Genomic DNA, 12950 nt, shown 5'->3' on the forward strand with positions numbered 1-12950 from the left:
GCCCCGATAATTTTGTGCTATTATGTGAAAAGTGCCTTTTATAATCCATTGTAATTGTTGCCACCTAAAAGGGCGTTTTCTACAAAATGAAGAAGGGGCTGAGTCTATTGGATCCTCAAAAAGATCTTAAAACCGTTCGGAATGCTCACTTCATCTTTGCGATTATCTTATTAGCTTATTTCATGTCTTATTTTTTCCGTATCGCGCCTGCGGTTGTCATGCCTCTCTATGCTGCCCCCTTAGGTCTTAGTGCGGCTATGACAGGTTTTATAGCGAGTTTTTATTTTTATGCCTATGGGGCAATGCAGCCTGTGTGTGGGGTGCTGCTTGATAAGTTCGGCCCCATGAGAGTTGCTTCTGCCGGGCTGTTTATTACCGCGTTGGGTGGATTTATGATGGTTTTCAAACCGACAGTTTTCACCCTTTCTCTGTGGCGGCTTCTTATGGGATTGGGCTTCTCACCCTTGTTCATGGGAGCTCTGGTCTTTCAGGCTGCTGCCTTTCCTTTGACTCTTTACGCTTTTTACTCGGGGATTACGTTAGCCACTGGCAATATGGGGACTGTGGTTGGCGTCGCTCCTTTAGGAACAGCTATTGATACGTGGGGTATGCCAGCCGTTTCAACTTTCCTCGCTATATTCTGCCTTTTCCTTTCCTCCTTGCTATTTTTGAAAAGAAAAGACGACCCTGTTTACTCAAAAGAGAGATCCCTTTCCCATAGTTTGCTGCAAAACTTTAAGGAAGCCTTCCGTTTTGTTACAGGTTCACCAGTTGGCCGCTCCATAAGCCTTTTATGGAGTCTCTCTATGGCATCCATCCTTTCTCTTCAGGCTCTATGGGCTGTTTCCTGGTTTGCTGCCGTCTATGAACGTCCTTTCGCCGATTGCCGAGGCTGGGCGAGTTTCATAGGAGTGGGAGTTGTCATAGGAACCCTTTTGTCTGGGTTTCTGGGTCGTTCTGAAAAGATCAGGAATTTTCTGCTTTATGCATTTTCGGCTGTTTTTTCTCTTTCCCTGGCCCTCATTACCGGGCTTCTTTTCTTTCATTTTCCCATATACCTTGCGGCTTCGGCAGGATTTATTTTAGGAATGTGTACGGGCGGAGGGGCGGTATGTTATGCGGCAAAGATCAATGAAGTGGCTCCATCTCATTTGCGGGGGGCAGTCATGGGCGTAGTTAATACCTTTATATATTTATCTGTAATTATTTATCAGTGGGGGACAGGAGCCATACTTGATTTTTTCCCTGGGGGTGTACCAGGATACTATGCAAAAGAAGGGTACGCCATGGCCTACGTTATCGTTTTTGGAGTAAGTACTCTTGTTTTCTACGCCCTTTGGGTTTTGCACCGTCATAAAGGGGAGCGTTAAACTCACAGGTTTAGAACGATCCGAAGAAGGGATCCGGCGGTAAGGGCTGAAAAAATCATTATAGCCAGGCTTGCAGCAAGTTTCTTGCCCCCAAGTTCCTTCCAGAGCACGATGAAGGTCGCTATACAAGGAAAGGTCATGGCCAGCGTTACAGTGGCCACTATGAGTTGCTGCGGCGTCAGATTTAGTGTGGAGAGCATTCCAACAGCAACGTCTTTTCTCAAGAGTCCCATAATAATGGGGCCGGCCGCTTCTGCCGGCAGACCAAGAAGTCCTGTGAAAACAGGCCTGAAAAAGCGTGTAATTCCGTTAATTACGCCTGTCATATAAAGCAGGTTAATAAGAAGCACTCCCCCCATGACCAGGGGGATGGCCTCCATAATGAATCCTTTCAGACGAAACCAGAGTTTAAAGAACAGGTCTCGGGCCGAAGGGATCCGGTAAGGGGGGATTTCCACTATGAGCTCAGGACTATGCCCTGGCAAAAGAGCATGGAGGATCCTCCCTATAACAACCCAGGCCGAAAAGAGGACTCCATAGGTTATGATCACATATTTGCCACCGAGATGTCCTATTACCCCTACGATCATTGCCTGCAGGCCGGCGCAGGGGATGGCTATCGAAATAAGGGTGGCGGCAATAAATCTTTCCCGCTCTGATTCGAGAACCCTCGTGGCTAAAATGCCAGGAACGTTGCAGCCCAGCCCAAGAAGGGCTGGCACTATTGCATAGCCATGGAGGCCTAGATGGTGGAACAGGGCGTCAAAAAGAACGGCAAAGCGCGGCAAATACCCAACATCTTCCAAAAAGCTGAGAGCCAGGTAAAAGGACAGCACATAGGGCAGTACCATAACAAGGGGTACGTAAAGTCCTGTAGAAAGCAAACCGAAACTTTGCTCCATATCCACAGTCCCATGGATGAGGGTTCCTATAAGAAGCTGATGCAGTATAGGGTGTTCGCTTAAAAGAGGAGAGAACTTCATCAGGGCTGGTATCCAAAGTCTCTCTGTTATCGGGTTGAGCAATGTGTTGATAAGCCCTTCTCCAATAAGGCGTATAACATAAAAGCTTAGGGCGATGACCAGAACTCCTATTACGCCTCCCCAGAATGAATCCACTGAAAGATCTTCAAGTTTGTCTCTCAGGGTATGATGGCGATGGGTTAGTTTTTGAGTTTGTTCTATAATTAGGCCGATTCGTTTCCATCGTTCCTCACTCGTAAGGGGAGGGATATGCCCTTTTCGGGCTTCGGGAATACGCTGGATGATGCGATTTATTCCCTGTCCGGACAAGGCGACAGTAGGAATGACAGGTACCCCTAAAAGTTTTTCAAGTTTTTCAACGTCTATGCTGATGCCTCGATGCCGGGCCTCATCCACCATATTAAGGGCCACGATAGTATGGATGCCTCGCTCCATGGCTTGAAAGGCCAGATAGAGGTTTCGTTCGAGAGCTGTGGCATCAAGTACTATAATCGCCAGATCCGCCCCTTCATCTACCATGCGGCGGGCAACTTGTTCTGCCTCATTCGTGGGATCAAGAGTGTAGGCTCCAGGAACGTCTATAATCCTGTAAACTTCGGAATTGTAACGAAGCCATCCCTCCAAAAAGCCCACTGTGGTTCCTGGATAATTAGATGAAATGGCCCGTACTCCGGTCAAGCGAGAAAAAATAACACTTTTCCCTACATTGGGGTTTCCAATGAGAAGAAGGGTTTTTTGTGCAGGGTTCTCAGGCCCCATTGTCAAACTCCTTGAGAGGTTTAACTATCACCCGTGACGAGATACGCCACCCTATGGCAATCTGCCTACCGTCTACGATAACGGTAATGGGGCCATGAAAAGGCATGCCCGAAACCTTTTCAATGATCTTTCCCTCCCGAAGCCCAAGAGCCTCTAGGCGACAGCGGCATTCTCCGCTAGGCATTTGAACGATCTGGGCAGTAACTCCATTCTGCAGATCTTTGAGGTTATAGTTATAAACGTGAGTTTTTTTCATTTTGTCTTCGTAACTGACCACATGCGGCATTGATATCAGATCCTTTTTCCCGACGGATTTCATATTCAATGTTCAGTTCACTGAGGATCTTCCCAAAGGCCTTGATGCGTTCCTGGGAAGAACGCCTATATGTAGCATCTATAGGGTTATAAGGGATAAGGTTCACGTAAATAGAAAGCCCATTCATAAGGGCAGCAAGCTCATATGCCTGTTCCGTATTATCGTTTACCCTATCGATCATCACGTATTCGATGGTAATGCGATCACCAGTTTTTTGCTGATAATCACGAAGGACATCCATAAGGGATCCCAAGGGATACTGTTGATTGATAGGCATAAGCTTATTCCTCAACATGTCATTTGTGCCATGAAGAGAAACAGAAAGCCTCACAGGGATTTCCAGCTCTGCAAGAGCCCTTATACCGGGAACAATGCCGGCGGTAGAAATTGTCATGTGCCGGGCGCCGAGCCCTCTCATCTTAGGGTGGTTTAAAATCTTTATGCTCTTGAAAAGGGCTTCTTGGTTAAGGAGGGGTTCCCCCATGCCCATAAAGACTATATTGGTAATGTTCTGCCCAGCGGCTTTTTCCATGGCCAGAAATTGGCCAACGATCTCTCCGGGAGTAAGGTTTCTTACAAAACCACCCTTTCCCGTGGCGCAGAAGGCACAAGCCAAAGGGCAACCAACCTGACTCGATATACAGGCGGTGTTGTGATTTCCGTGAGATAGGAGCACGGATTCTATTCTCTGACCGTCTTGAAGCTGCCATAAAAATTTTCGTGTGCCATCTTTTGATGTTTCCTGTTTCACGAGGCTTGGCGGTAAAATTAAAATTTTATAAGCAAGATCCTCCCGAAGATCCTTTCCGAGATTCGTCATATCGTAGATATTAAAGACCTTTTTTTCATATATCCACTGACAGATCTGATCAGTTCTGTATCTTTGAAGCCCGAGTTTTTCTGTACAAAACTCAAGCCACTCGTCATAGTTCATTTCAAGAGCAACAACAGCTTCGCTCATTTCTTAATCCTCCTGACTGAAAAACAGTTCATATTATATAGCCGTTCGCTTATAATGGCACGTTTAGTCAAAAAATGTCAAGAAGTAATAGCATGGGCTCTGTAGGCCCTCACTCTCTTTTTGCGGATCAGTCTCCTTCCGATTTATTTACTCCTCGGGCCCTCGGGAAGCTTTTAAGAGTTTATTAACATTTCCGTTTTGGAAAAATATAAATTAATTAACAATTATGAAAATATATTTTGCAAATACTTCAAAAATTGTGTATTATAATTAATGTTGCAATTTACTAAATGTGGAGGTGGCAAAGTGAAAAAGGTCGTACTTTTTTGGGCGCTTATTCTCTGTGTTTTTAGCCTTCTTATTGGAGGCGAGGCTTTTGCCAAAGCTGAATATGAATGGAGTTTCACACAGCCGTGGTCAAGACCTCTGAGTAACAAGGGATATGAATTTTTCTGCGATAAGGTCAAGGAGTATTCAGGCGGTCGGATTGAGATCAAATTTTATCCCGATGGACTTCTTGGCAACCACGACGAGTCATATCACGCCGTTCAGGAAGGCAGCATCGCCATTGGCACTTTCTCTCCCTATGTCAATCTGGTGCCGGGCGGCATGCTGAACTGGATGCCCTGGACAGTGGAGAACTTTGATGAGGCGAGACTGGCATACTCTCCAGCCGGCGGCATTTTGTTCAAGGTTATGGAGGATGCGTGGGAAGAAGTGGGTTTCCACGTCCTTTTCAACGTTGCCCAGGGCCCTTACGGCATAGCGAACAGCAAAAGGCCCATTCGCACTCCCGAAGACTTCAAGAACTTGAAACTGCGCGTATCTTCTTCTCTTGGTTTCGTAAGATGCCTTGCGAACATGGGAGAAGGAACGGGCATGACCCTGGAAACAATTCCATGGAGCGAACTATATAACGCCATGGCAAGAAAGGTTGTAGACGGCTGCTGGACCATGTGGCCCTCACTGGTTGACGAGAGACACTACGAAGTGGCTCCCTACTATACAGACCTTCAATTTGCATGGGATGCTCAGAATATCGTCATGAACAAGAAGCTCTGGGACTCTCTTCCTGACGATCTCAAAGAAGCCGTAAGCAAGGCAGCTCTTGAGGCCGATGAGTATCTTCTGCAGATTCAGGAAGCGGCTCAAAAAGATTATATAGCGACATTAGAGAAGCAGGAAGGCTTTGAGATCATACGTCTGACCAATGAAGAGCGGCAGGTCTTCAGAGATAAGGCCCGCATGTCTGGAATCTGGGAAGAGCTTTGCACGCCATGGCTTGAAAAGAAATACCCTGGACAGAATATGACCCAGGTCATTCTTGACGAACTTGATCGTATCCACGAAGAGGTTGCTGCGAAAAATAAGTAGTAATTACCACCGTATAATCAGAGGTATATAGTTTTTTGCTAAATAAAGAGGGGAAGAAAGCTTTAAAGCTTTCTTCCCCTCTTTATCATCTATTTAGGGATAGCGAGACTTACAGTATTCTAGTGATAGTATGCCATTAGAGAGTAAAATACGATCTAAGCAGCGCGAAGAGCTTTTCTTTTGTCATGTGGCCGTATATTTCTCCTTTAAATTCAACTACAGGAGAAACGGTACAGGCTCCGAGGCAGGAAACAAGTTTTATATGAACGTTGTCTTCTAATGCAAGTTCATGAATGACATCTTCTGCAATAGAAACAAAGTTTCTGCTGCACGGTCCGCAAATGTAGAGAGTTTCTTCAGCGGCCTGGACTGGTAAAGAAGGAACGAAAAAAAATACTCCCAATATGAATAAAAAAAGAAATTTCTTCATTCTATGTGCCTTCTTTCTTGAGTAGTATTATTATATATAATGATATTTTCTATTTTTTTACAGCGGACTTTTTACTGGAACAAGAATCCGCAATATTCATGAGAAATGGAGTGGTAAAGAAGTGGGTGACTTTTTTGCATCCGCCGGCCCTATTGTACAAACCTTAATGGGAACATTCTTCACATGGGGATTGACGGCTTTGGGAGCGGCAGCTGTTTTTGTTCGAAAAGATCCGAGTAAAAAAATGCTTGATGTCATGTTGGGGTTTGCTGCAGGAGTAATGATAGCTGCGAGTTACTGGTCCCTCCTTGCCCCTGCCATCGAGATGTCCGCCGAAATGGGCATGTGGCCCTGGTTTCCTCCAGCGGTAGGTTTTCTTTTGGGGGGAGTTTTTCTCCGGATTGTTGACCGAATATTGCCCCACCTCCATTTAGGGCAGTTGCGAGAAGAGGCTGAAGGGATCGAAACGACCTGGAAAAGAACAACATTACTTGTCTTGGCTATCACTCTCCATAACATTCCAGAGGGAATGGCCGTGGGCGTTGCCTTTGGGGCTGTGGCTTCTGGCATTCCTTCTGCATCTTTAGCTGGCGCAATGGCCCTTGTTTTAGGTATAGGCATCCAGAACTTCCCTGAAGGCATGGCTGTGTCCTTGCCCCTTCGCAGAGATGGCGTCTCTCCCATGAGAAGCTTCTGGTATGGTCAGCTTTCAGGGATAGTTGAGCCCATTTCCGGGGTAATAGGGGCTGTAGCTGTGGTTATGGCACGCCCCATTCTGCCTTATGCTTTAGCCTTCGCGGCAGGGGCCATGATTTTCGTAGTGGTGGAAGAGGTGATACCTGAATCCCAGCAGGGAGGGTACGGCGACCAGGCCACCATGGGAGTTATATTGGGTTTTATAGTAATGATGATATTAGATGTGGCTTTAGGATAGAATAGTATAAGCCATTTTTCGAAGGGATGGAATTCCATGTCTGTGATCGAACTTTTTTTAACAGCAGCGGCTCTTTCCATGGATGCCTTTGCTGTCTCTCTTGGCGTAGGGGCCTGTTTGCCTCTTTTAACCCCTGGGCCGGCTTTTCGAATGGGAATTGCCTGCGGAAGTTTTCAGTTCCTTATGCCTCTTGCGGGGTGGATGGCGGGCATACGTTTACTCTCTCTAATAGAAGCCTATGATCATTGGGTTGCCTTTCTGCTTCTTTTTTTCCTGGGCGTAAACATGATCAGGGAATCCAGAAAAGAAGAAGCCTGCGAGAGAAAAGACAACACATGGGGACTGACCCTTCTTTCTCTGGCTGTCGCGACTTCTATTGATGCGCTGGCAGCAGGCATTGGGGTGGCTGCGCTGAAAGGTTCAGTCATGCTTTTAGCTGTTCCTGCCGGTATCATTACGGCGTGTCTTTCTACTGCAGGCGTATGTCTGGGATTCCGGGCAGGCCGATTCCTTGGAAAGTATGTTGAAATTGCAGGCGGAGTTGTCTTATGTTTTATAGGGTTGAAAATCCTTCTTGTGTCCATTATATGAAACAATTGCAGATAGTTGTAACGGGAAGCCGGGGAAAGAGCAGTGTGGTCAGGTTGCTCTTCTATGCCCTTTCTGCTTGTGGGATAAAAACCTGGGCCAGAATAACAGGCGTTATTCCAAGGGAATTGTCTCCTGGGGGAGAGAAAACAATTCTAAGAAGTGCCGGAGGGCATGTGGAAGAAATGAAATGGTGGCTTCGTGTCATACCTGTTGACGCAGAGGCTGTGGTACTTGAAAATAGCGCTGTGGCGCCAGACCTCCAGGAACTCCCTTCCAAGTGGCTCAAAGATTCCATATTTGTTATCACTAATGTACGCCCAGATCATCAGGATGCCTGGGGGCCTGGTGAAGAGGGTGCAGTAGGTGCCATTATGAGGGGGATACCTCAACGTTCTACTGTTTTTATTCCTGAAACTACTGCATCGTCTCTTGCCCTGCTTGATGGGTTAGAGAAAAAACAATGTAAGGTCCACGTTGCCCCTCTTTCCTCCAAAGGGTATTCTGTATGGAGAGATGAGAATATGGCGGTAGTGAGAGAGATACTGAACTTCATGGGCCTTGATAGCAAAAAGGGCGAAGATGCTGCTTCCTCTCTTGTTTCTGATGTTGCGGATTTTCAGGTTATTCCTCTTGGGGATTCCGAATTAGCTGCGGCTTTTTCTGCCAATGACCTTGCGACGACTAAGTTGCTATTTGCCAGTCTGAAATGGAAAATGGAGGAAACCACCATACTTTTCAACTCTCGTCGTGACAGACCTGAACGACTGAAGGCCTTTCTTCCATGGCTTCGCCAGCCAGGATGGAAAAGAGTGCTCTTTATGGGTGCAAGGCCCCTTTATCCCCATAAGGGGATGAAATATATTTCCATCTCTTCCATAGCAGATGTGGAAGAATTGCTCAAGAGAGAAAAAAAAATTTTCGGGTGCGGAAATGTGGCAGGTATGCCTCTTGCATTTCTTATCGACTGTGCTTTAAAGGGAGGTAACCATGCATAGCGTTCAATTAGGGACCATTGGTCTTGGTATAGTCTTGGGAATGTTTTTTTATAACCGCACTGGCCGTTCCTGCGGCGGAATTATTACCCCAGGATTTATTGCCCTTCAAATAGGGAACCCGTTGTCTATTGCAATGGCGCTGGCCTCTGCGGTTGTGCTTTCCTTCGTTCTTGAAGGAGTTGTTCGTATAACGGGTATCTATGGCCGCCAGCGTATAGCGCTGGCTATGCTTTTGGCCCTGGGCTGCAAGTTTATGCTTGACCTTTTTTTTCCTGTGAGCTCCCTTTGGCTTGGGTGGGTTCTTCCAGGTCTTGTGGCGGCTGATATGCAACGTCAGGGACTGGTTGAAACCCTGACTGGAACAGTTATTGTAAGTTTGCTTACGGTGATGTCTCTTGAGGTACTGGTTTTTTTGGGGCATTTTGTTGGAAGGTAGATAGCAAATGGAAGAAAAACATATAACTTCATTGATAGAATATCAGAAGAAACAACGTGAATTTGTGCGGAAAGGCAGATTTCGTCTTGTCTTTCTCGCGATAGCCCTCTTTTGTTTGTGGTTAATTCCGAGACAAAGGGGGTTTTCAGCTGAAGAAGGCCGGTTATGGGACGATGTACGGCAGGCGGAGATTTTTCTCTGGGAATGGAGAGAGGAGAGGGGTGACAGCTCAGGTATTGATGCCGATCCATGGAAGCTTGGGCTCATCGGTCTGGAATGGAGCCCCCTTACCACGACTCTAGGAAGTCTTGAGGCAAAACGCACAGCCTGTCATCCTAGCTGGTCTGTCGCTATACTCAGGGAGTTCGATGCTATGGGATTAAAAGAGGGCGATTCCGTGGCTATTCTATCCTCTTCTTCTTTTCCCGGGTTATTGCTCAATACGTTAAAGGCGGCGGAGTACAGACGCCTTAAGGTTCTTCTTATCCTTTCGCTAGGGTCCTCTACATGGGGGGCGAATGTCCCAGGCGCACCATGGCCGGTTTTGGCTGAACAACTGAGGGAGAGAGGTTTATTACATACGAAAGCCGACTATTACACCCTTGGTGGAGACGATGAAAATGGCGGGGGAATTGCCCCTGAAGGGATTGCTTTAATGATAGACATGGCTAAAGGAGAAGGGGTCCCCCTTTTGAGAGAGGAGACTCTCGAAGGGATGATCAGTAAAAAGATGGAAATAGTACAAAAGTTTTCTCCCAGACTTGTTATGAGTATAGGCGGTTCCCACGCTAATATGGGAGAAGATGAGAGTATTCTGGCCCTCCCAGGCGGGCTTCATTTCCCATCAGCAGATGAGGTTTCAGGAGACGGGGTCATTGGACAGGCGCTCTCTGCAGGTTACCCGGTTTTCCATCTCCTTAATATTCATGATCTAAGTCTCAGATATGGTATCCCCTACAATGCAAACCCTTCAAAGGCAATATCATCGAGAAAGAGTTTAATTTCTTCTGTGGCGGGCATCTTTCTTTCAGGGTGGATTCTCTTGTCTCATAGACGCTGGATGTTCTGTTGCGGCGGGGAAGGATCGAAGTTGTGACATTGCATATAGGAGTTATTGATGATGATCGTAAAGTGCTCTATCAGCTTGAAAAAATGGCAGAGGCCGAGGAATGGCGCTTTCTTGCAACAGTTGACCCTGAAGAAGTGCTTGGATGGGTGCGTGATGACGAGATCGATATTTTGCTTGTAGATGTATGGATGCCTGTAGTGAGTGGCTATCAGCTTGTCCAGAAGGCAAGGAATATTTCTGAAAAGATCGTTCTCATAGCTTTGGCGGAGAACGAAAGAGAAGATACGGCGTCAAGGCTTTTTTTAGCCGGAGCTGATGATTTTGTGGTTAAGCCATTGCAGCTCCTAGATTTCAGAGCCCGTCTGCGTCTCCATGAAAAACTAGCAAACTACAGAGAGCAGCTCAATTGGGATGTTCGTAAAAAGGGTATCAGCGTGGATACCATGAGAGAAGTTATCTATTGTATTAAACGGCATCAGGGAGCTATGGATTGCGATGAAGTAGCCGCTAAAACAGGTTTAGCCTATGTGACAGCTCATAGATATCTTGATTTTCTTGCCTCCCGAGGTATGGTAGTGCGCTTGTCCGCTGCCCTTGACGGTCGTCCAGGGCGTCCAAAGACTTTTTATGAGTGGAAGGGAGGACTTAAGACCCCATGACTTTTTGCTGCACCTTTGCTTCTGGCCGCAGAACAATCGATCTTTTACTGGATAGGCGGGTTATAACAGCAGAAATATCAAAAGAAACGCCGTTGCCCAACAGGCCAGAAGACGCCCTCGCTGCCCCCTGTGAGAGTCCATTATTACGTTTTTTGGCCAGGCAAGTTTCAGATATCGTTGTAATTTTGCCTGATGCCACGCGAGCTTGGCAAAATGTGCCCTTTATGGCGCAGGCATTGAGGCGGGAAATTCGAGAAGGCGGCCGTATGTCTGTGAAATGGGTCATTGGCGGGGGACAGCATCGATTGCCCACTGCTAAGGAGATCAAAATGCTTCTTGAAGATATTCCCTTAAGGGGGGATTCAATTCTTTGCCACAATAGCGCAGAAGGGGTTAGAACTAAAGAGATTACATCTCGTGGAACGCCTGTCATCCTTCATCAGGCAGTGGCAAGGGCAGATTTGATTGTCTCTGCGGGCGGTATTGCCTATCACGATCTTGCCGGCTTCAGCGGAGGACGCAAATCCATTCTTCCCGGGGCGTCCGGCAGCGAGGCTATTCAGCATAACCATGCCCTTTCTCTTAAAGGCAGCAATTTTGATCCTGCCGTAGGATGTGGTTATTTAAAAGGAAATCCTGTGGCAGAGGATATGGCCGAATACCAATCCCTTGTTCTTGCTGAAAGAAAAGGATTTCTGCTCAATGTTATCCCTGACGGCAAGGGGAATCCTTATTGCTATACAGCAGGAGATCCTGTAAGGGCGTGGCTTCAGGGTACAGTTTGGGCTCAGGAGCTTCAGACCCTATGGGTTTCAGAGAAGGCTTCGTTAGTAGCAGTATCCTGTGGCGGATACCCCTATGATATTGACCTTTACCAGGCAACAAAGTCCATATCGGCAGTCCTTCATGCCCTTGAACCAAAGGGTGGATTGCTCCTTTTCGCAGAACTTGAGGACGGCGCGGGCCCGGGAAGCTTTGGAGAAGATTTCAGACTCGCTATAGAACAGCCGGAAGCAGCCCTTGGGAAACTGCAAGATGATTTCACTATCCCCGCATATATCGCGACAAAGATGGCAAGCGATTTGAAAAGTCACCCTGCTGCTCTCGTGACTGATCGTACCGATATGGTCTTCCCCGGAAAGATTTTTGCTGATGGCTCCAAAGCTTTACAATGGCTGAAAAAACAGATTCCACCAGGGCCTGTTTTATGTGTGCCTGCAGGAAATTGCGTAACCATAAAAGCAAAAGAGAGAAACACCATATAATGTCTCTCTCTTCTGTTTTTCTTAAATGTCATTCTTTTTGTGATGCTCTTTTATTTAAACCATTTGTTGCGCAGTGTTTCCAGCTCCCCGGATTTTTGCATTTCATCAAGTACGCTGCTTATCGCCTCAGCAAATGCTTTTTCTTCGAGATTCATGGCGAGAGCTTTGCCTGCCCCGGTAATTTCTTGTTCGAAAGCGACGGCTATTTTGCCGTCAAAGTCTTTTTGTTCGAGGAATTTCTTGGCCACAGGAATATCCATAAGAGAAGCGTCTGCCCGTCCCAGCATGACTTCTCGTACGCAGTCATCGAATTTTTGGAAGGTCTTGACATTTGCGCCTTCTACCGTGCGTGAGAAAGTCTCTTGAACAGTGCCAAGCTGAACGGCGATAGTCTTGCTTTTCATGTCATCCAGCGATTTTAACGCTGTATTGTCTTTTTTGACAATGAAAGCACTCATTGATACTTCATAGGGAGTAGAGAAAGCGACTCGTTTCGCCCGTTCTGGAGTAGCGCTCATCCCCGCGGCGACTATATCAATCTTCTGGGCCAATAGGGCTGGGATAAGGCTGTCAAAGGGCATGTCGACCCATTCAAGTTCTTTGCCGAGCTTTTCGGCAATGGTTTTCATAAGTTCAATGTCGAAACCCTGAAGGTTGTTTTTTTCGTCACGAAACTCATAAGGTGGATAAGTGCTTTCTGTACCGACGATTATTGTGCCTTTGTTCAGCACGCCAGCGTAGACAGACGAAGAAAGAGCCATAAAAAGGCAAAGAAGCAACAGGAAACCAGTAATTTTTTTCATTTTTA

At 46.7% G+C, this 12950-nt stretch carries 14 protein-coding genes; 9 read left to right on the forward strand and 5 right to left on the reverse strand.

Going from position 1 to position 12950, the window contains the following annotated elements; genetic code table 11:
- Positions 1-107 precede the first annotated feature (107 nt).
- Entirely contained in the window at positions 108-1370 is a 1263-nt protein-coding gene (locus B2U56_RS02290) for an MFS transporter (RefSeq protein ID WP_286952013.1), read from the forward strand.
- A gap of 2 nt (positions 1371-1372) precedes the next feature.
- Here the strand turns inward: B2U56_RS02290 and B2U56_RS02295 are convergent, their stop codons facing one another.
- From B2U56_RS02295 to rlmN, 3 genes are read right to left on the reverse strand one after another with little or no spacing between them, the layout of a single operon-like run.
- Positions 1373-3112, reverse strand: a complete 1740-nt coding sequence (locus B2U56_RS02295; protein ID WP_286952014.1) for a ferrous iron transporter B — start codon at positions 3110-3112, stop codon at positions 1373-1375.
- Complete coding sequence (locus B2U56_RS02300) at positions 3102-3368, reverse strand: FeoA family protein (protein ID WP_286952016.1); 267 nt, start codon at positions 3366-3368, stop codon at positions 3102-3104. The genes B2U56_RS02295 and B2U56_RS02300 overlap by 11 nt, the downstream gene beginning before the upstream one ends.
- Positions 3346-4389 carry a 23S rRNA (adenine(2503)-C(2))-methyltransferase RlmN gene (gene rlmN, locus B2U56_RS02305; RefSeq protein WP_286952017.1) on the reverse strand — a complete coding sequence of 348 codons (1044 nt, stop codon included), beginning with the start codon at positions 4387-4389 and terminating at the stop codon, positions 3346-3348. The genes B2U56_RS02300 and rlmN overlap by 23 nt, the downstream gene beginning before the upstream one ends.
- 306 nt (positions 4390-4695) lie before the next feature.
- Here rlmN and B2U56_RS02310 point away from each other — a divergent pair, with 306 nt between their 5' ends.
- Positions 4696-5763, forward strand: coding sequence for a TRAP transporter substrate-binding protein (locus tag B2U56_RS02310; protein WP_286952018.1), 1068 nt, complete (start codon positions 4696-4698; stop codon positions 5761-5763).
- Between the two features lie 136 nt (positions 5764-5899).
- Here B2U56_RS02310 and B2U56_RS02315 read toward each other — a convergent pair whose 3' ends face one another.
- Positions 5900-6193 (reverse strand): NAD(P)H-dependent oxidoreductase subunit E, encoded by a 294-nt coding sequence (locus B2U56_RS02315; protein WP_286952019.1) that lies wholly within the window; start codon positions 6191-6193, stop codon positions 5900-5902.
- Positions 6194-6314: 121 nt separating this feature from the next.
- Between B2U56_RS02315 and B2U56_RS02320 the strand changes: the two genes are divergently transcribed.
- The 7 genes from B2U56_RS02320 to B2U56_RS02350 are packed head-to-tail and all read left to right on the forward strand — an operon-like array spanning position 6315 to position 12142.
- The gene (locus B2U56_RS02320; RefSeq protein ID WP_286952021.1) at positions 6315-7127 is read left to right on the forward strand and encodes a ZIP family metal transporter; all 813 of its coding nucleotides are present in this window, start codon (positions 6315-6317) and stop codon (positions 7125-7127) included.
- Between the two features lie 36 nt (positions 7128-7163).
- Positions 7164-7718, forward strand: coding sequence for a manganese efflux pump MntP family protein (locus B2U56_RS02325; protein WP_286952023.1), 555 nt, complete (start codon positions 7164-7166; stop codon positions 7716-7718).
- The gene (locus tag B2U56_RS02330) at positions 7676-8713 is read left to right on the forward strand and encodes a Mur ligase family protein (RefSeq protein ID WP_286952025.1); all 1038 of its coding nucleotides are present in this window, start codon (positions 7676-7678) and stop codon (positions 8711-8713) included. The genes B2U56_RS02325 and B2U56_RS02330 overlap by 43 nt, the downstream gene beginning before the upstream one ends.
- Positions 8706-9149, forward strand: coding sequence for a poly-gamma-glutamate biosynthesis protein PgsC/CapC (locus tag B2U56_RS02335; protein WP_286952027.1), 444 nt, complete (start codon positions 8706-8708; stop codon positions 9147-9149). Before B2U56_RS02330 ends, B2U56_RS02335 begins: the two co-directional genes overlap by 8 nt.
- 7 nt (positions 9150-9156) lie before the next feature.
- Complete coding sequence (gene pgsW / locus B2U56_RS02340; protein WP_213700332.1) at positions 9157-10245, forward strand: poly-gamma-glutamate system protein; 1089 nt, start codon at positions 9157-9159, stop codon at positions 10243-10245.
- On the forward strand, positions 10242-10877 hold the full coding sequence (locus tag B2U56_RS02345) for a response regulator (RefSeq protein ID WP_013047636.1): 636 nt from the start codon (positions 10242-10244) through the stop codon (positions 10875-10877). Before pgsW ends, B2U56_RS02345 begins: the two co-directional genes overlap by 4 nt.
- On the forward strand, positions 10874-12142 hold the full coding sequence (locus B2U56_RS02350; protein ID WP_213700331.1) for a nickel-dependent lactate racemase: 1269 nt from the start codon (positions 10874-10876) through the stop codon (positions 12140-12142). The genes B2U56_RS02345 and B2U56_RS02350 overlap by 4 nt, the downstream gene beginning before the upstream one ends.
- Before the next feature lie 50 nt (positions 12143-12192).
- Here B2U56_RS02350 and B2U56_RS02355 read toward each other — a convergent pair whose 3' ends face one another.
- Positions 12193-12945: a transporter substrate-binding domain-containing protein gene (locus B2U56_RS02355; protein ID WP_213700330.1), complete on the reverse strand. Its 753-nt coding sequence runs from the start codon at positions 12943-12945 to the stop codon at positions 12193-12195.
- Positions 12946-12950: the final 5 nt, after the last annotated feature.

The organism is Aminobacterium sp. UBA4987 (assembly GCF_002396985.1).
Classification (GTDB): domain Bacteria; phylum Synergistota; class Synergistia; order Synergistales; family Aminobacteriaceae; genus Aminobacterium; species Aminobacterium colombiense.